20 protein-coding genes and 1 pseudogene are annotated in these 17752 nt (G+C 72.1%); 6 read left to right on the top strand and 15 right to left on the bottom strand.

The window, feature by feature from the left end; translation table 11 throughout:
- Positions 1-41 precede the first annotated feature (41 nt).
- Positions 42-650 (top strand): flavodoxin family protein, encoded by a 609-nt coding sequence (locus ABUL08_RS04075; protein WP_350934650.1) that lies wholly within the window; start codon positions 42-44, stop codon positions 648-650.
- On the opposite strand, the gene ABUL08_RS04070 is transcribed toward ABUL08_RS04075, so the two are convergent.
- The gene (locus ABUL08_RS04070; protein ID WP_350934648.1) at positions 647-1198 is read right to left on the bottom strand and encodes a zinc ribbon domain-containing protein; all 552 of its coding nucleotides are present in this window, start codon (positions 1196-1198) and stop codon (positions 647-649) included. The genes ABUL08_RS04075 and ABUL08_RS04070 overlap by 4 nt on opposite strands.
- Positions 1199-1247: 49 nt before the next feature.
- Between ABUL08_RS04070 and ABUL08_RS04065 the strand changes: the two are divergent.
- Positions 1248-2491 (top strand): annotated as a pseudogene (locus ABUL08_RS04065) (IS256 family transposase).
- A gap of 30 nt (positions 2492-2521) precedes the next feature.
- On the opposite strand, the gene ABUL08_RS04060 reads toward ABUL08_RS04065, so the two are convergent.
- On the bottom strand, positions 2522-2914 hold the full coding sequence (locus ABUL08_RS04060; protein ID WP_350934646.1) for a VOC family protein: 393 nt from the start codon (positions 2912-2914) through the stop codon (positions 2522-2524).
- A 70-nt stretch (positions 2915-2984) separates the two neighbouring features.
- Here ABUL08_RS04060 and ABUL08_RS04055 point away from each other — a divergent pair, with 70 nt between their 5' ends.
- A complete protein-coding gene (locus tag ABUL08_RS04055) occupies positions 2985-3353 on the top strand; it encodes a winged helix-turn-helix transcriptional regulator (RefSeq protein WP_350934643.1) in 369 nt (122 codons plus the stop codon).
- Positions 3354-3447: 94 nt separating this feature from the next.
- On the opposite strand, the gene ABUL08_RS04050 is transcribed toward ABUL08_RS04055, so the two are convergent.
- The gene (locus ABUL08_RS04050) at positions 3448-4161 is read right to left on the bottom strand and encodes a hypothetical protein (protein WP_350934641.1); all 714 of its coding nucleotides are present in this window, start codon (positions 4159-4161) and stop codon (positions 3448-3450) included.
- Positions 4162-4251: 90 nt separating this feature from the next.
- Here ABUL08_RS04050 and ABUL08_RS04045 point away from each other — a divergent pair, with 90 nt between their 5' ends.
- The 3 genes from ABUL08_RS04045 to ABUL08_RS04035 are packed head-to-tail and all read left to right on the top strand — an operon-like array spanning position 4252 to position 5435.
- On the top strand, positions 4252-4431 hold the full coding sequence (locus tag ABUL08_RS04045) for a hypothetical protein (protein ID WP_350934639.1): 180 nt from the start codon (positions 4252-4254) through the stop codon (positions 4429-4431).
- Complete coding sequence (locus ABUL08_RS04040; protein ID WP_350934636.1) at positions 4362-4610, top strand: hypothetical protein; 249 nt, start codon at positions 4362-4364, stop codon at positions 4608-4610. Before ABUL08_RS04045 ends, ABUL08_RS04040 begins: the two co-directional genes overlap by 70 nt.
- Positions 4611-4619: 9 nt before the next feature.
- Positions 4620-5435 carry a carbohydrate ABC transporter permease gene (locus ABUL08_RS04035; protein ID WP_350934634.1) on the top strand — a complete coding sequence of 272 codons (816 nt, stop codon included), beginning with the start codon at positions 4620-4622 and terminating at the stop codon, positions 5433-5435.
- A gap of 41 nt (positions 5436-5476) precedes the next feature.
- Here ABUL08_RS04035 and ABUL08_RS04030 read toward each other — a convergent pair whose 3' ends face one another.
- From ABUL08_RS04030 to ABUL08_RS03975, 12 genes are read right to left on the bottom strand one after another with little or no spacing between them, the layout of a single operon-like run.
- Positions 5477-6193, bottom strand: a complete 717-nt coding sequence (locus ABUL08_RS04030) for a GNAT family N-acetyltransferase (RefSeq protein WP_350934632.1) — start codon at positions 6191-6193, stop codon at positions 5477-5479.
- A complete protein-coding gene (locus tag ABUL08_RS04025; protein ID WP_350934629.1) occupies positions 6190-7161 on the bottom strand; it encodes an ABC transporter substrate-binding protein in 972 nt (323 codons plus the stop codon). The genes ABUL08_RS04030 and ABUL08_RS04025 overlap by 4 nt, the downstream gene beginning before the upstream one ends.
- An 11-nt stretch (positions 7162-7172) precedes the next feature.
- Positions 7173-7928: an amino acid ABC transporter ATP-binding protein gene (locus tag ABUL08_RS04020; RefSeq protein WP_350938482.1), complete on the bottom strand. Its 756-nt coding sequence runs from the start codon at positions 7926-7928 to the stop codon at positions 7173-7175.
- Positions 7929-7933: 5 nt separating this feature from the next.
- Positions 7934-8866 (bottom strand): amino acid ABC transporter permease, encoded by a 933-nt coding sequence (locus ABUL08_RS04015; RefSeq protein ID WP_350934627.1) that lies wholly within the window; start codon positions 8864-8866, stop codon positions 7934-7936.
- A gap of 48 nt (positions 8867-8914) precedes the next feature.
- Complete coding sequence (locus tag ABUL08_RS04010; RefSeq protein WP_350934625.1) at positions 8915-10039, bottom strand: LLM class flavin-dependent oxidoreductase; 1125 nt, start codon at positions 10037-10039, stop codon at positions 8915-8917.
- A gap of 22 nt (positions 10040-10061) precedes the next feature.
- Positions 10062-11126, bottom strand: coding sequence for an LLM class flavin-dependent oxidoreductase (locus ABUL08_RS04005; RefSeq protein WP_350934623.1), 1065 nt, complete (start codon positions 11124-11126; stop codon positions 10062-10064).
- A complete protein-coding gene (locus tag ABUL08_RS04000; RefSeq protein WP_350934621.1) occupies positions 11123-11665 on the bottom strand; it encodes a GNAT family N-acetyltransferase in 543 nt (180 codons plus the stop codon). Before ABUL08_RS04000 ends, ABUL08_RS04005 begins: the two co-directional genes overlap by 4 nt.
- Complete coding sequence (locus tag ABUL08_RS03995; RefSeq protein WP_350934619.1) at positions 11662-13020, bottom strand: NtaA/DmoA family FMN-dependent monooxygenase; 1359 nt, start codon at positions 13018-13020, stop codon at positions 11662-11664. The genes ABUL08_RS04000 and ABUL08_RS03995 overlap by 4 nt, the downstream gene beginning before the upstream one ends.
- Before the next feature lie 14 nt (positions 13021-13034).
- The gene (locus ABUL08_RS03990) at positions 13035-14240 is read right to left on the bottom strand and encodes an LLM class flavin-dependent oxidoreductase (protein WP_350934617.1); all 1206 of its coding nucleotides are present in this window, start codon (positions 14238-14240) and stop codon (positions 13035-13037) included.
- A 12-nt stretch (positions 14241-14252) separates the two neighbouring features.
- A complete protein-coding gene (locus ABUL08_RS03985) occupies positions 14253-15923 on the bottom strand; it encodes an ABC transporter ATP-binding protein (protein ID WP_350934615.1) in 1671 nt (556 codons plus the stop codon).
- On the bottom strand, positions 15920-16813 hold the full coding sequence (locus ABUL08_RS03980; RefSeq protein ID WP_350934613.1) for an ABC transporter permease: 894 nt from the start codon (positions 16811-16813) through the stop codon (positions 15920-15922). The genes ABUL08_RS03985 and ABUL08_RS03980 overlap by 4 nt, the downstream gene beginning before the upstream one ends.
- A 2-nt stretch (positions 16814-16815) precedes the next feature.
- Positions 16816-17751, bottom strand: a complete 936-nt coding sequence (locus tag ABUL08_RS03975) for an ABC transporter permease (protein WP_350934611.1) — start codon at positions 17749-17751, stop codon at positions 16816-16818.
- Between the last annotated feature and the right edge of the window lies 1 nt (position 17752).

The following is a 17752-nucleotide window of genomic DNA, read 5'->3' as shown; positions in this document are numbered from 1 at the left end:
ACGGAAATCGGATCACCCCGGTCCCTGTGAGGAGAACGTCTGTGACCTCCATACGCGCGCTCGTCTTGTGCTGCACTCTCAAACCGTCTCCCGCCCCGTCCAGCGCCGAACAGTTGGGCCGTGAGGTGCTGGCCGCGCTCGGCGAGCACAACGTCAGCGGTGAGCTCATCCGCGTCGTCGATCAGCACATCCGCTTCGGGGTGTCGACCGACGAAGGCCAAGGGGACGAGTGGCCGAGCATCCGCGCGAAGCTGCTGAACTCTCAGATCGTGATCATCGCGACGCCGATCTGGCTCGGACAGCCGTCGAGCGTCTGCAAGATGGTGCTTGAGCGTCTCGACGCCGAGCTATCCGAGACTGACGAGGAGGGCAGGCTGCTCACGTTCGGCAAGGTCGCCGCGGTCGCGGTCGTGGGCAACGAGGACGGCGCTCACCACGTCACCGCCGAGGTGCTTCAAGCGCTCAACGACGTCGGCTTCACCGCCTCCGCGTCCGCCTCGACGTACTGGGTCGGCGAAGCGATGGGTAAGACCGACTACAGCGACGCCGGACCGAAGCCGGACACCACCGGCGCAGCCACCAAGACCCTCGCCGCCAATGCTGCTCATATCGCATCCCTTCTGGTCGAGCGTCCGTACCCTGCCAGCTAGTGCGGTGTCGACTTCACGTTTACCGGGTTTCCGGTGGGCTGTTGTGGATCCTCGCCGTGTAGGCGAGCGACTCCCACTTGGTGGTGCAGCGGGCCTCCGCGGGCCAACTGATCCTCTCGCCGCCTGTGATGGGCGGCGGGGTCACGCCGGGACTGGCCGGCACCGGGCAGGTGCCGGCCGGCTCGGCGGTGCGTGACCGCCTCCGGCAGCACAACGGCTACCGGGGTGGTGGGTCCACCGCCCGGGGTGCAGGTGGCGATGGTGAGGGCCGTGACCAGGTCGCGGTGCCCGACATGCTGGCAGTACGGGCAGGACAGGGTCCGGCCGCGGGATTTCGGTACCCGCCGCAAATAGGCGGGACAGCTGGACGAGGTGCCGCGTTCGTTGACCAGGTTGACGGTGATAACCCCAGGGTGATCCTTGTCTGGCAGGATTTGTAGCGGACGGCCGATCTGCCACTGCCTCAGGTTGTGCCGCCGAGTTGCGTCCACGGGTGTGGTGTACGACTTGCCCGTGATGGGCGTGTTACGTAGATAAGAGACGGCCATCGCGTCGATCCTTCAAGACGACCAAGTCAGAGAAGGAAGAGAGGACGCGATGGCCGCTTCAGAGAGTGTGAACCCTGTTGACCTGCTGCGCGAGCAGATCGAGGGCGCGTCGCCGGACATGTTGCAGGCGATGATCAAAACGTTCGCGCAGGCGGTGATGTCCGCCGAGGCCGACGCGATCTGCGGCGCCGGCTACGGGCAGCGCAGCGACGATCGGGTCAACTCCCGCAACGGCTACCGGCAGCGGGAGTGGGACACCCGGGCCGGCACGATCGACCTGGCGATCCCCAAGCTGCGCCAGGGCAGCTACTTTCCCGACTGGCTGCCGACGCACCGCCGGCGGGCGGAGCAGGCTCTGGTGTCAGTGGTGGCGACGTCGTATCTGCTCGGGGTGTCGACCCGGCGGGTGGAGAAGCTCGTCGAGCAGCTCGGGATCCGGCAGCTGTCCAAGTCGCAGGTCTGGAGATGGCCGCCCACCTCGACGCCCAGGTCGAGGCGTTCCGCAACCGGCCCCTCGACTCAGGGCACTACACGTTCGTGTGGATGGACGCCCTGACGATGAAGGTCCGCGAACACGGCCGCACCGTCAACGTCCACGCCCTGATCGCGGTCGGCGTCAACGCCGACGGCCAACGCGAAGTCCTCGGCCTCGACGTCGCCTCCGACGAAGACGGCGCCGGCTGGCTGGCGTTTCTACGGTCGCTGACCGCCCGCGGCCTGACCGGTGTCCGCCTGGTCATCTCCGACGCCCACGCCAGACTCGTGCAGGCCATCGGGGCGGCTCTGCCGGGAGCCTCCTGGCAACGGTGCCGGACCCACTACCTGCGCAACCTGCTGACGAAGGTGCCGAAGTCTGCGCAGCCGTGGATAGCCACCCTGGTGCGAACGATCTTCGACCAGCCCGACACCGACGCCGTCCACGCCCAATTCCAGCGCGTCGTGACCACGATCGAAGCCAAGTTCCCCGCCGCCGCGCAACACCTCGACGCCGCCCGCGACGACCTCCTCGCCTTCACCGGCTTCCCCCGCGAGATCTGGCGTCAGATCTGGTCGAACAACCCGCAGGAGCGGCTGAACAAGGAGATCCGCCGCCGCACCGACGTCGTCGGGATCTTCCCCAACCGAGCCGCGATCATCCGCCTCGTCGGCGCGGTCCTCGCCGAGCAAACCGACGAGTGGACCGAAGGACGCCGCTACATGAGCCTGGAGCTACTGGCCAAAGCCCGCCTGATCACCGTCGACACCGCCCAACACGACACCCAGCAGTCCGACCCGAACCCGATCGCCGCCTAACATCAAACCGGATCCCGCGATGGCCGTCTCTTACACCTCTCGCGCTCGACGGCCGAGCACCCGGATGCGTACCTCCGGGCGCCACTCGACGTACTCCACCTCGGCGCCGCCGGCGTGCCTGGCGTAGAGGAACCGGCCGGTCTCGCTGGTCGCCTCCGGCGTGGTGATCGTGCCGCCGTCGGCCAGCACCAGCCGGCGGGTCTCGTCCAGATCGTCGACCACCACGGTCGTCGAGGCGTGGGTGAACGGTTCCCGGGCGGCCAGCGGCCCGGCGATCACCAAGAAGTCGCCGATCGCGGCCAGCTCGAGCGACGCGAACGCGAAAAGCAGGTCCGGTTCGGTGCCGGTCAGCCGGCGCAGGAGCGGAAGGGTGGCGTCGAGGTCGTCGGCCCAGAGCCGAGCGTAGGTCTTGAGAATGGTCACGCCCGACGACGTTAGCCAGCGTCTCGGGCTAGCGTAAGAACGCACTTGAAGGATCGGGAGGTACCTCAAGGTGACCGAGCAGCCCGACGCGATGGCCCGCGTACACGCGGTGGCCCGTGAGGTGTTCACCACGCTCGGCGGCAAGTGGGTACTGCCGGTGCTCGACGCGCTGGGCGAGCGCACCCTGCGCTTCACGGCCGTCCAGACCGCCGTGCCGGGCGTCAGCCACAAAGTACTGGCGCAGACGCTGCGCGCCCTGGAACGGGAAGGACTGCTCACCCGGCACGTGCATCCGACCGTGCCGCCGCAGGTCGACTACGCGCTCACCGACGCCGGCCGGGCCGCCCGCCACACGGTCTACCAACTGTGCGACTGGAGCCGACAGCACCTGACCGAGGTACTGGCCAGCCGTGACCGCTTCGCGCACGCCCCCAGGTGAGCGGCCCAGTTCACGCTCACCCCTAGGTTGGCGAACGCCCCGCCGACCGCGCACTGTCCCTGTCCGGCCTCCGCTGCCCACCCGTCACGGTGACTCAGGCCAGCAGGACCTCCCGCATGCGCGCCCCGAGGTTGATCGTGCCGACCACCCGGGGACGACTCGGGTCGTGCACGTCGAGGGCATTGTTGCGGCGCATCAGCTCGCGGACCGGCGGGGGCAGCCGAGGCGGGTCGTCCATCGCCGCGAGGACCCGCCCGACGGTCGTGTTCAGCCGCTCGACCAGGGCGGCAGCGTCGGTGTCGACCCGCACCCGGCCGTACTCCCAGCCGGCGGTGGTCAGGTCGAGCAGCTCGAACAGACGGGTCACCAGCGGCCTCGGATCGGTCACCTTATCGAGCCGCGAGGCACCGCCGCCGACCACCACGACCGCGGCGGCGACCTGCACGTACGGATGGAAGCCGCCCGGCAGCGTGAACAGCGGCCACCGCAGTGCCGGGCCGGCCTCCTTCCACAGCGGCCGGTAGTTGCGCCGGTGCACCACCAGTCGCCGACCGGTCCGCAGCTGCACGTCGTGGGCCTGGGCCCGCAGATCCGCGTACGCCTCGTCGGCGGCCTCGCTCACGACCCGGACGGCCACCACCAGGCCGTCGTCCCCGTCGAGCAGCCGGGCCGCCGCGTCGACCTGGTCGGAGAAGCGGACCTGCGCGTGCGCGCCGTAGCGCTGCCGGAGCTCCCGCAGCAGCGCCTGCTGCCGCGCCGAATCGAGCTGGACCGGGTTGCCACCCAGCAACCGCCGCAGCCAACGCATCTCGCCTCGTTTCAGCAGGCACTCGGACGGCGGCAATGCTAGGGCGTCGGCTGGGTCGCGATCGCTCAGATCTGGTTCCACGCCGGGCAGATGATGGTCATCTACATCGCCGGACTCAACCAGATCCCCGCCGAGCTGTACGAGGCGGCCAGGACGGACGGCGCCGGCCGGGGCAGCTCTTCCGGCACGTCACCTGGCCGATGGTCGCCCCCGCCACGGCCCTGGTCGTCGCCTACACCACGATCCAGTCGTTCAAGGCGTTCGACCTGATCCTCGGCCTGGCGGGCAATCCGCCCCGAGCCTCGCTGGACATCCTCTCCACCCGGATCTACACCACCTTCGCCAACTCCCAACTCGGCTACGCCGCCGCCGAGTCGATCGTGTTCATGCTGGCCATCGCGCTGGTCACCTGGTTGCAGAACCGGGCCGCCCGGCTCACCCACGGATAGGAGCCACCCGTGCTCGCCAGACTGGGCCGCCGCGCCGTGCTCGCGGTCTACGCGCTACTGGTGACGGTGCCGCTGCTCGTCGTCCTCGGCGGCAGCCTCAAGACCACCGCCGAACTGTTCGACTCGCCGTTCGGACCGCCCACGAACCCCCGACTCCAGAACTACGTCGAGGTGCTCACCACGCAGAACCTGTTGCGGGTGCTCGGCAACAGCGCGTTCGTCGTGGCGGTCTCCGTGCCCACCACGCTGGTGCTCGCCAGCCTGGTCGCCTACGCGATCGCCCGCCTGCCGGGCTGGCCCGGCCGGGTGCTGTTCGCGGTGTTCGCGGCCGGGCTGGCGGTGCCCGCGCAGGCGGTGATGATCCCGCAGTACGTGCAGTTCGACCGGCTCGGCCTCCGCGACAGCCTGGCCGGGCTGATGCTCGTCAACGTGGTGGTCACCCTGCCCGTGGCGGTGTTCATCCTCGCCGGCTTCCTGCGCACCCTCCCCACCGAGCTGTACGAGGCCGCCGAACTCGACGGCGCCGGCCCCTGGACCGCATTCCGCCGGGTCGCGGTGCCACTGCCCGCCCCGTCGCTCGCCGCCACCGCGATCTACCTGTTCGTCATGCACTGGAACGACCTGCTCTACCCCCTGCTGTTCATCGACGACCCGGCCAAACGCACCCTGCCGCTGGCACTGCTGGACTTCACCGGCGAATACCTCACCGACTACCCGCTGCTCTTCACCGGCGTGGTCGTCGCCTCCACCCCCATGGTCGTCGCGTACGCCCTCCTACAGCGCCACTTCATCGCCGGCATCACCGCGGGAGCCGTCAAGGGATGACCGACCCGGCTCGACCGTGACGCGGGTCCGCCGCGACGGCTTCACGCAGACTGCTCGGGCTTCGCGAACGCGGGTGTCCGGACCGCCCGGAACAGGGTGTGCCGGCGCAGGGTGAAGCCGATCGACTCGTACAGCCGGATCGCCGTGACGTTGCTGGCCGCGGCGTGCAGGAACGGCCGCTCACCACGGGCGCGGATGCCGGCTGCCACGGCGCGTACCAGCCGGGTCGCCAGGCCCTGGCCGCGCGCCTCGGGGGCGGTGCACACCGCGCTGATCTCGGTCCACCCCGGCGGGTGCAGCCGCTCGCCGGCCATGGCCACCAGCTCGCCCCGGCGCCGGATGCCCAGGTAGGTGCCGAGTTCCACGGTCCGGGGCAGGAACGGTCCGGGCCGGGTACGGGCGACCAGGGAGAGCATCTCGGGCACGTCGGCGCCGGTCAGGCGCACCGCCTCCGGGTCGCTGGCCGCGCCGACGCCGACGTCGACGAGCTGCACCCCGGCCACCTCCCCCTCGACGGTCCAGCCGGTCGGCAGCGGCGCGGCCGTCCCGGTCACGGCGACCGTGACGCCGGGTCCCACCAGCGCGGCCAGGTCGTGCCAGACGCCCGGGTCGTCACCGCCGCGTACGCAGGTGAACGGGGCGACGTCCGGCTGGTAGCGGGCGGCCAGTCCGTGCGTCTCGGCGAACCCCCGGTGCGGGCCGGTCAGCGCGGCCCACACCGGGTTGTCCAGGACCGCGTCGGTGGCGGTGTCGGTCACTTGCCCTCGATCGGCAGACCCGGCGGGTTGATCTCCGACTTCCCGGTCGCCTCGTTGCCGAGGTTCCAGCGGGCGAGGATCCTGCCGTAGTCACCGGAGCGGATCAGCTCGTCGATGGCCGCCGCGAGGGCCCGGACCAGGCCGCTGTCCTTCTTGGTGGTCAGTGCGATCTTGCCCTGCAGGGCGCCCCCGGCGCCGGAGTAGGTACCGATGATCCCGGTCTGCCCGGCGACGGCGACGTGGTAGGCGACACTGGGATTGGGCCCGAGGTACGCGTCGATCTGACCGGAGCCCAACGCCAGGTAGGTGGCCTGGTTCGTCTGGTAGTACTTGATGTCCACCGGCGCCAGGCCCTGCCGCTTCGCCTCCGCGCTCCACTCGACCAGGATCTTCTCCTGGTTGGTGCCGGAACCTACCGCGATCCGCTTGCCCGCGACGTCCTTCGGGCCGGTCACCTTCCAGGCCGCCCCCTTCTTCGCCTCGAAGGCCAGGTTGTCCAGCCGGTACGTGGCGAAGTCGTACTTCTGCTTGCGTTCCTCGGTCACGGTGATGTTGGAGGCGCCGACGGCGTACTTGCCGCTGTCCAGACCGACGAAGAGGTTCTCCCAGGAGGTGTTCTCCAGCTTCGGTTCCAGGCCGAGGATCCCGGCCACGGCCACCGCGATGTCGGGCTCGCTGCCGATCAAAGTCTTGTTGTCGGTGGCGGTGAAGGCCAGCGGCGGAAAGCCGGCGCCGGCCGCGCCCACGCCGATGGTGAGGGTGCCACCGTCGCGGATCTCCGGCGGCAGGAGCGCGGCGACGGCGTCGACCTTCGCCGGGACGATCCGTTTCTGGTCGGGGCCGTCGTTGACGGTGAACGGGCTGGCACCGGGGGTGGCGGCCGCGGCGCGGGGGCTCTCCTCGGGGGCGGCGCAGGCGGTCAGGCCCAGGGCCAGCACGACGGCGAGCAGGAGGGGGCGGGTGTGCATCGGGTGTCTCCTCAGATCAGGACCGCGGACAGGAATGCCCTGGTGCGTTCGTGGGTGGGGTGGTCCAGTACCTGCGCCGGCGGACCCTGTTCGACGACGCGTCCGGCGTCGAGGAACACGATTGTGTCGGCGGCCTCCCGGGCGAACCCGATCTCGTGGGTGACCACGATCATCGTGGTGCCAGCGCGGGCCAGCGCCCGCAGCACGTCGAGCACCTCACCGACCAGCTCGGGATCGAGCGCGGAGGTGGGTTCGTCGAAGAGGACGAGCTTCGGATCGAGGGCCAGGGCGCGGGCGATCGCGACCCGCTGCTGCTGGCCGCCGGAGAGCTGCCGCGGGTAGGCGTCCGCCTTGTCGGCCAGGCCGACCCGCTCGAGCAGCTGCCGGGCGTACGCCAGTGCCTCGGCGCGCCGTCGGCGCCCGGTGGCGATCGGCGCCTCCGCGACGTTGTCGAGCGCGGTCAGGTGGGGGAAGAGGTTGAAGCTCTGGAACACGAAGCCGATGTCGGCTCGTTGCCGCAGGATCTGCCGTTCGCCCAGCTCGTGCAGCCGGTCGCCGACCCGGCGGTAGCCGATGAGTTCGCCGTCGACCGTGATGGTGCCCCGGTCCACCTTCTCCAGGTGGTTGATCGCCCGCAGCAGCGTCGACTTGCCCGAGCCGGAGGGTCCAAGGACGACGGTCACGCTGCCCGCCGGCACGGTCAGGTCGACGCCGTGCAGCACCTCGTGGGTGCCGTACGTCTTGTGCACGCCGCGCACCTCGAGCATGGCCGTCACCGCGCCACCGCCCGGCCCAGGCCGGCCCGGAGGCGTTGCCACGGGGTCGGGGGCAGGGTGCGTACCGCTCCCCGGGCGAAGCGCCGTTCGACGTAGAACTGCAGGATCGACAGCAGCGCGGTGAGCACCACGTACCAGACCGTGGCGACCATGAGCAGCGGGACCACCCGGCCGTTGCGTCCGTAGACCACCTGCACCTGGTAGAACAGCTCCCCGATGGCCAGCACGTAGACCACCGAGGTGCTCTTGAGCAGGTTGATCAGCTCGTTGGCGGCGCTGGGCAGGATCGCGCGCATGGCCTGCGGCAGCACGATCCGGCGGAACTGGCGGGGCCGGGGAATGCCCAGCGCGGCGGCGGCTTCCAGCTGCCCTTGGTCGACCGAGAGGATGCCGGAGCGGACGATCTCCGCCGCATACGCCGCCTGGTGCAGGGTGAGTCCCAGCAGCGCGGCCCCGAACGGCCCGATCAGGTTCGCCGTCGACACCTCGACGAAGCCCGGTCCGAACGGCACACCGAGTTGCAGGGTGTCGTAGAGGTAGCCGAGGTTGGCCCAGAAGAGCAGTTGCACGATGAGGGGCACCGAGCGGAACACCCAGATGTAGGTCCAGCTGAGTGCCTGCAGGACGGGGCTGTGCGACAGGCGCATGGCGGCCAGCGCCACCCCGCCGAGGAACCCCAGCACCGCGCCGGCGAGGGTGAGCTGCAAGGTGGTCAGCAGCGCCAGGAGCACCGAGCGTTCGAGAAAGTAGCCGACGAACGTCGGCCAGTCCCAACCCGGGTTGGTGACGAGACCGTGGACGAACTGCGCCGCGAGCACCAGCGCGGCGACGGAGAGCACCCACCGCCACGGATGCCGGGCGGGCACCACCGTCAGGGTGGGCGAATCGGCCGTGCCGGGCGTCGCGGCCGGCGTGAACAGCAGACTCATCGCAACCTCCGGACGCTCACGGGTCGCCGACGGCCAAGGCGGCGCGGGTCAGCCATGCCATTCCTTGGCGAGCAGCTCGAACGAGCGGACCCGGTCGGCGTGAGCGTGCGTGATGGTGGTGACGAGCAGCTCGTCGGCGGCCGTCACGTCCCGCAGGGTCCGCAACAGGGCCGCCACCGTCTCGGGCGAGCCGACGAACTGGGTGTCGAGCCGGTCCGCCACCAGGTCCCGGTCCTCCTGCGTCCAGCGGTGTGCGGCGGCCTGCTCGGGGCTTGGGAACGGGATCGCACCCTGTCCACTGCGGATGCTGCGTACCCACAGGCCGTAGGGGGCAGCGAGGCGGCGGGCGGTCGCGTCGTCGGGTGCGACGACCACGTCGGCGGAGACCACGACGTACGGCTCGGCGAGCGTCGCCGAGGGCCGGAAAGCCGCCCGGTACGCCGCGACGGCGTCGAGCACGGTGGCCGGGCTGACGTGGTAGTTGGCGGCGAACGGCAGGCCGAGCGCACCGGCGAGTCGGGCACTCTCTCCCCCGCTGCTGCCGAGCAGCCAGACCTGAAGGTCGGCGCCCTCCCCGGGGGTCGCGTGCGCGTCGAGGCCGGTGGTGTCGCGGTAGTCGCCGCGCAGCAGGGCGAGGAGGTCGTCGAGCTGCTCGGCGAAGTCCGGCGGCTGGGCACCGGGCTGGTGCAGCAGCGCGGTGTGCAGCGCGGCGCGCGGTGAGGTGAGGATCTTCGCGAACGAGAAGGGCGGCGGGATGAGGAGTCCGTCGACCACCCGAGCTTCGCCAGGCGGGGGCGGTGCGGTGGCGAGTTCCTTCGCGGCCTCGGCGCGGCGTTGACCGGAGCGGCCGAGGCCGAGGTCGATCCGGTCCGGGTGGAGGGCGGCCAGGGTGCCGAACTGCTCCAGCACGGACAGCGCGGTCTGGTGACCGAGCTGCACGGCGCCCGAGCCGACCCGGATGTGGCTGGTGGCGGCGGCGACCTGCCCGATGAGCACCGCCGGGGCGGCGCTGGCGACGCCGGGGGCGAAGTGGTGTTCGGCGAGCCAGTACCGCCGGTAGCCGAACTGCTCGACGTGGCGGGCGAGGTCGATGGTGTTCCGTAGGGCGTCGCCCACGGTGCCACCGGCGGGCACCGGGGACAGGTCGAGCACGGACAGTGGGGTCGATGGCATGGTGTTGTTCCCCGATTTCGGCTCAGGTGGTGACGGCGGACGACGGTCGGTGCAGGGGACGGCTGGGGATGGCCCGACGCAGCGCGGGGGCGATCTCGCTCTGGAACAGTTCGAGGCTCTGCCGGTGCTGCTTGTCGGTGAGGCCGTCGGAGTCGGCCGACAGGTGCATCACCTCGTGGCCGAACCGCTCGTGGTAGCGCAGCACCTTGTCGACGATCTGCTGGGGGCTGCCAACCAGGATCGAGCTGCGCTCGATGGCGTCCTCGATCGTCTCGAAGACCGGCTGCACGCCGACCTTCCGAAACGCCGCGATCCGCGCGTCGAAGGTCGGTCGGTACGTCTCGACCGCTTCCTGCGAGGTCCGTGCCGCGTAGAAGCCGGCGGTCCCGGCGCCCACCAGCGCGTCGGCCGGGTCGTGACCGTAGTGCAGCCAGCGTTCGCGGTAGTAGCGGATCAGCTCCGCGTACGGCTCGATGGGGTTGGTGACGTTGGCCGAGAAGAGTGGATCGCCGTGGCGGGCGGCCAGGTCCACCGAGTCGCGGCTGGTGGCGCTGCCATGCCAGACCCGGATGGGCTGTTGCAGGGGCCGGGGCCAGGTCTCGGCGTCGACCAGTGGTGGCCGGAACCGGCCCGACCAGGTGACCTTGTCCTCGCGCCAGAGCCGGCGGAACAGCTCGTAGCCCTCCCGGTTGCGTTCCCACTGGTCCTCGGGGGTGACGTGGAACAGCTGTGCCTGGGCGGCGCCGTTGCCCTTGCCGATGATCAGCTCCAGCCGCCCGCAGGAGAGGTGGTCCAGGGTGGCGTAGTCCTCGTAGGCGCGTACCGGGTCGAGCAGGCTCAGCGTGGTGACCGCGGTGAACAGCCGGATGGTGGAGGTGCGGGCGGCGATGTGGCTGAGCACCACCGGTGGTGCGGAGGAGATGAAGGGCCGCTCGTGGCGTTCGCCCACGCCGTACCCGTCGAAGCCGAGTTCCTCGGCGAGCACCGCGGTGTCGACGACCTCGCGGAACCGTTCGGTGGTGCTCCTGCGCCGCCCGGTGACCGGGTCGGGCAGATGGGTGATGAGGGTGATGAGCAGGAATTTCATGCCGGGGCCGTCCTTCCTGGCCGGTTCGTGGCCGCCTGCGGCGGGGTGAGCGTCCGGGCGAAGCAGAGCGACCAGGGCAACCCGTCGTACGGCGGGAAGACCGGGAGCCGGTGGTAGCCGGCCTGCTCGTAGCGGCGGACGGCGTCGGGTTGGCGGTCGCCGGTCTGCAGCACGATCCGCGCGGCGCCGAGTCGCGCCGCGGCGTCCTCGGCGGCCGTGAGCAGCGCGTCGGCCACGCCGTGGCCCCGGTGCTCCGGCACGACGTACATCCGTTTGAGTTCCAGGTCGTCGCCGTGCCAGCGCAGCGCGGCGTGCCCGACCGGGTTGGCGGCCGGGGTGTAGGCGACGCCGGTCCAGGCGACGGAGGCCGCGGCGACCGCCTCGTCCGGTGGCAGGTGGATCGGGTCGGTGGGCCGGTCGGCGTAGCGGTTGCGCAGTTCGCTCGTCAGGGCCGCGCGCAGCCGTACGGCGTCCGGGTCCTGCCAGCGTCGCCGGCAGACCACCACCTGGGCGAGCCGCGTCCGGGTGGGCGTGCTCATCGCGGGGCCGCCACAGCCGAGACCGGACGGGCGGCGCCGAGGCCGAGGTGCTCCCGCAGGGTGGTGCCGGCGTAGCGGGTGCGGAAGACGCCGCGTTCCTGCAGCAGGGGGACCACCCGGTCGACGAACTCGTCGAGGCCGCCGGGGGTCAGGTGGGGCACGAGGATGAAGCCGTCGGCGGCGTCGGCCTGCACGAAGTGGTTCATCCGCTCGGCGACCTGCCGCGGGGTGCCGATGAAGGACTGCCGACCGGTCACCTCGATGATCAGGTCACGGATGCCGAGCCCCTTCTCCTCGGCCAGGGCGCGCCACTGGCGGGCCGTGGCGACCGGGTCGGGATACATGCCGGCGCGGCCCCGGCTGATCGCGTCGGCGGAGACGTCCGGGTCGGTGGCGGGCAGGGGTCCCTCCGGGTCGTGTCCGGACAGGTCCCGGTTCCACAGTTGTTCGAGCAGCAGGATCGCGGTCTGTGGGCTGACCTGCTGGCGCCGGATGTGGTGGGCCTTCTCCTGAGCCTCGGCGTCGGTGTCGCCGAGCACGACGGTCACCCCTGGGATGATCTTCAGGTCGTCCGGCTCGCGGCCGTGGCGGGCCAGCCGGGACTTCACGTCCCGGTAGAACTCCTGCCCCGCCTCGAGGGTCCCGTGGCGGGAGAAGATGGCGTCGGCGCTGGAGGCGGCGAACTCCCGCCCGTCGGGCGAGTCGCCGGCCTGCAGGATCACCGGATGCAGTTGCGGACTGCGCGGCACGGTGAAGTGGCCGGCGATGTCGAACTGGTCGCCGTGGTGGATGAACGCGCCGGGGTCGGGGGCGGTGAGATAGCGGCCGCTGTCGCGGTCGCCGGCCAGGGCGTCGGCTGCCCAGGACTCCCACAGCTCGCGGGCCGTACGCACGAACTCGGCGGCCCGCTCGTAGCGCAGCGAACGGTCCATGAAGCCGCCCCGGCGGAAGTTCTCCCCGGTGAACGAGTCGGAGGTGGTGACCACGTTCCAGGCGGCCCGCCCGCCGGAGAGGTGGTCCAGGGTGGCGAGTTGCCGGGCCAGCTCGTACGGCTCCCGGAAGGTCGCGTTGAGGGTGCCGGCCAGGCCGAGGTGGGTGGTGACGGCGGCCAGGGCGGCCAGCACGGTCAGGGTGTCGGGGCGGCCCACCACGTCCAGGTCGTGGATGCGGCCACGCTGCTCGCGCAGCCGGAGTCCTTCGGCGAGGAAGAAGAAGTCGAACAAACCCCGCTCGGCGGTACGGGCCAGGTGGACGAAGGACGCGAAGTCGATCTGGCTGCCGGAGGCGGGGTCGCTCCACACGGTCGTGTTGTTCACGCCGGGGAAGTGCGCGGCGAGGATGATCTGCTTGGGCACGGCGTTCTCCAGGGTCAGGCGGTCGCGGCGGCGTACCGGTTGGCCGGGCGGGACAGTCCGAGCAGGGCGCGCAGCGTCCCGTCGGGGTAGCCGGCACGGAACAGGCCCCGGTCGCGCAGGGTCGGCACCAGCGCCCGGGTGACGGCGGTGAGGTCGTCGGGCAGCACCGCGGGACGCAGCCGGAACCCGTCCACCCCGGCCCGGTGCCATTCCTGGATCAGGTCGGCGAGCTGCCCGGGGGTGCCGGTGAACGCGGCCGCGTCGGAGCCGACGTCGGTGGTCGCCAGGTCGTCGAGGCGGCCCCGGCGCCGGCGGGCCAGCGTCGGTGTCTCGTCGAGCAGGACGAGCAGGTCGGCGAGGATGCGCAGCGGCGGCCCGGTCCGGCCGACGGTCTCCTCGACCGCGCGGACCTCGGCGACGACGGCGGCGGCGTGGCCGGCGTCGGCGGGGGTGACGAAGACGACGTCGGCGTGCCGGGCGGCGAACGCGTACGGCACCGCGGAGTGGGCGAGCGCGGCGACGACCGGCTGACCCTGCGGCGGCCGGGGCACGATGGACGGTCCCTTGACGGAGAACCACCGCCCGGCGAAGTCGATGTAGTGCAACCGGTCCCGGTCGACGAACCGGCCGGTGGCGACGTCGCGGATCTCGGCGTCGTCCTGCCAGCTGTCCCAGAGCCGCCGGACGACCTCCACCGCGTCGCCCGCCTCGGTGAACAGGTCACCGACGAGACGGACCGTCTCCGGAGCGTCGAGGTGCGCCGGATCCAGGGCGGGCAGGTTCCGGCGGCCGAAGTGCCGCGCCTCGGACCGCCGGGCGGAGACCCGGGGTCGCCAGCCGGCCCGCCCGCCGCTGACGTGGTCGAGGGTGGCCACGGCGGTGGAGACGTGGAACGGTTCGGTGTGCGTGACGCTGGTGGTCGGCACCAGTCCGATGTGCTGGGTCAGCGGGGCGATGCGGGCGGCGACCAGCAGCGCGTCCAGCCGTCCCCGGAGCTGGTCCGTGTGGCCGTCCGGGCCGTCCGGGGCGGTGGACTGCAGGTCAAGGCTGTCCTCCAGGGTGACCAGGTCCAGCGCGGCGCGTTCGGCCTCGCCGGCCAGGGCCGCCCACCATCGGGACGACAGTGGTGCGGTGGGGTCGGCGCGGGAGAGTCGCCAGGCGGCCGGGTGCCAGCCCAGGCCGTCGAGTGCCGCGGCAAGGTGCAGGGTGGTGTCGGGCATCGGTGGTTCCTCCTACGGTCGGCCGGCGGTGACGAGGGTGGGCAGGGCGTCGAGCAGCGATCGGGTGTAGTCGTGCCGCGGATAGGTGAAGACGTCACCGACCGGGCCCTGCTCGACCACCGCGCCGTCCTGCATGACCAGCACCCGGTCGGCGAGGTGGTGCACGACGCCCAGGTCGTGGGAGATGAACAGCAGCGCGGTGCCGTCGGCGGCCCGCAGGTCGGCCAGCAGGTCGAGAACCTGCGCCTGGACGGAGACGTCGAGGGCGGAGACCGGTTCGTCGCAGACGATGAGGCTGGGGCGGGGGGCGACGGCGCGGGCGATGGCGACGCGTTGGCGCTGCCCGCCGGAGAGTGCCCGGGGGTGCCGGTCACGCAGCCGCGGGTCGAGGTCGACGCGGCGCAGCAGGTCCACGACGTGGTCGGCGCGTTCGCCGCGGGTCAGCCCGGGATCCAGGTTCTCGGCGATCACCTCGCCGACGGTGTAGCGGGGGTCGAAGGAGCCGACCGGATCCTGGGAGATCACCTGGAGACGGCGGCGCAGCGGCCGGCGATGCCGTTCCGCCAGCGTGGACCAGGGGCCGCGCTCGAAGGTGACGTCACCGGCCCCGGGTTCGAGCAGCGCGGCGACGATCCGTGCCACCGTGCTCTTGCCGGAGCCGGACTCCCCCACCAGCCCGAGCGTCTCACCGCGGGCGATGGTGAACGAGACGTCCTTCACGACGGTGTGCGCGCCGTACCGTTTGGTGAGGCCGGCGGCGGCGAGCACGGTGTCGTCGGCGCGGACCGGCGGGCGGGCCGGCAGCGCGGCGCGGACCGGCGGGCGGGCCGGCAGCGCGGCGCGGACCGGCGCCGCGCCCGCCCCGCGCCGAATGGGCGCGGTGAGCCGGCGTCCGCGGGACGAGGCCGACGGCACCGCGTCGAGCAACTGCCGGGTGTACGGGTGGGTCGGGGCGCGCAGCAGCCGGTCGGCGGGTCCCTGTTCGACGATCTCGCCGTCGCGCATGACCAGGATCCGGTCGGCGATCTGCCCGACGACGGCGAGGTCGTGGCTGATCAACAGCAGGCTCAGGCCGGCGGCCAGGCGCTCGGCGAGCAGCTCGAGGATCTGCGCCTGCACCGTGACGTCCAGCGCGGTGGTGGGCTCGTCGGCGATCAGCAGCGCGGGTTCCCCTGCGATCGCCGAGGCGATCAGGGCTCGTTGCCGCAGGCCACCGGAGAGCTGGTGGGAATACTGGCGGGCGCGCCGCTCCGGCTCCGGCACGTGCACCTGGTCGAGCAGATGGACGGCGCGGCCGGCGCGTTCCCGGCGGTTGACGACACCGTGGGTGGCGAGGACCTCGGCGATCTCCGCACCCACCGTGCGCAGCGGATCCAGCGAGACCAGCGCGTCCTGCAGCACGAGGCCGGCGAGCCGGCCGCGGATGCGCCGCCAGTCGCGGGGCCGGTGGCCGCGCACGTCCTGGCCGGCCAGGTCGAGGCGGGCGGCCCGCACGCGGGCACCGGGTCCGGGGAGCCCGACGAGGGTACGGGCGGTGACGCTCTTGCCCGAGCCGGACTCGCCGACGACGGCGACGCACTCGCCACGTTCGACGGTGAGGTCGACACCTCGCACGGCCCGCACCTCACCGGTCGGGGTGGTGAAGGTGACGTGCAGGTCCTCGACGGCGACCAACGGGGTCATCGGGGCTGCCGCCCGTCGAAGCGGGCCTGCCAGTGCCGGCCGAGGACGGTCAGCGCCACCACGGTGAGGGTGATCGCGACACCCGGCAGGATGCTGATCCACCAGCCCACCTGCAGGTAGTTGCGGCCCTCGGAGAGCATCGCCCCCCACTCGGGTGACGGTGGTTGGGGTCCCATGCCGAGGAAGCTGAGTCCGGAGGCGGCGAGCACCGCCTCGCCGAGCCCGATCACGGCGAGCACCGGGATCGGGCCGAGCACGTTGGGCAGGACGTGGCGGGCCACCAGCCGGGTCCGGGTCAGGCCGAAGGTGACGGCGTGCTCGACGTACCCGGCGCGGCGGACGAGCAGGGTCTGTGCGCGGACCACCCGGGCGTGGTGGGGCAGGGTGGCGACGCCGATGGCGACGATCAGGCTGGTGGTGCCGGGGCCGGCGATGGCGATGAACAGCAGCGCCAGTAGCAGCATGGGGAACGCGGACAGCGCGTCGAAGGCGCGGCTGAGCGTCTCGTCGGCGATCCGGTGCGCGAGGCCGGCGAGCAGGCCGAGCAGCACGCCCACGGTGACCGCGATGGCGGTGGCGGCGACGCCGATGGTGAGCGAGTGCCCGGCGCCGTGCACCACCCGGGTCCACACATCGCGGCCGAGGTGGTCGGTGCCGAACCAGTGCGTCGCACCGGGCGGGGCGAGCACGGTGAGCGGGTCGGCGGCGAGGGGGTCACCGGGGGCGAGCAGCCGTGGCCGGACGGCGGCGACGAGCAGCAGGAGCAGGTACGCCCCGGCGGCCACAGGGGCCGGGCGGAGTCGCCGCCACGGGCGGACGACCTGTCGGTCGGCCTCACCGTCGAGGGATGCGGTGGTGCCGGCGGGTGCGCCGGCGAGGGTCACGGTCATCGTCAGCTCCTGCGCAGTCGCGGGTCGATGAGCAGGTACGCCAGGTCGGCGGCGGTGTTGACCACCACGTAGACGGCGGCGGAGAGGGTCACCACGGCCAGCACGGTCGGTATGTCCTTGCCGGTCACGGCGGCCAGCGTGACCTGGCCGAGGCCGGGCCGGCCGAAGACCTGCTCGACGATGACGGCCCCGCCGAGCAGGATGCCGAAGAGCCAGCCGGCGAGGGTGACGGCGGGCAGCAGGGCGTGGCGCAGGGCGTGCCGCAGCAGCACGGCCCGCTCCCGCAGCCCGCGCGAGCGGGCGGTGAGCACGAACGGTTCGTCCAGGGCCCGGTCGAGCGCGTCGCGCAGCACCTGGGCGAGCAGTCCGGCGATGGGCAGGGCGAGGGTGATCGCGGGGAGCACCAGGGCCGCGAGGCCCTGGTCGCCGGCGACCGGGAAGAGGCCGAGCCGGAACGAGAAGACGGTGAGCAGAACGATGCCGATGAGGAACGTCGGCGTGGAGACCAGCAGCAGTTCGGTGCCGGAGCTGGCCCGCCGCAGCCAGGGCCGGCGGTCTCCGGCGGTCGCGGTGGCGAGTGCGAGGGCCAGCAGCACGCCGAGCCCGGCGGCCGCCGCGGCGAGGGTGAGGGTGGGGGCGAGCTGCTCGCCGATCACCTCTGCCACGGGACGGTGCAGCAGGTAGGAGCGGCCCAGGTCGCCTTCGGCGAGGCGGCGCAGGTAGTCGAGGTACTGCACGAGCGGGGGGCGGTCCAGGCCCCACTCGGCGGTGATCTCGGCGCGGATCTGCGGGGTGTCGGCGCCGTCGCCGACGATGGCGTCGACGGTGTCGCCGGGCGCGGCCAGCAGCGCGAGGTAGGCGGCGGTGGACGCGGCCCAGAGGACGACGAGTCCGGTGCCGATCCGGCGGGTCACGGCGCGTAGGCGTGGTCGGCTCATG

The sequence above is a fragment of the Micromonospora sp. CCTCC AA 2012012 genome (genome assembly GCF_040499845.1).
Classification (GTDB): Bacteria; Actinomycetota; Actinomycetes; order Mycobacteriales; family Micromonosporaceae; genus Micromonospora; species Micromonospora mangrovi.
This window is presented reverse-complemented; position numbering and strand designations above follow the sequence as displayed.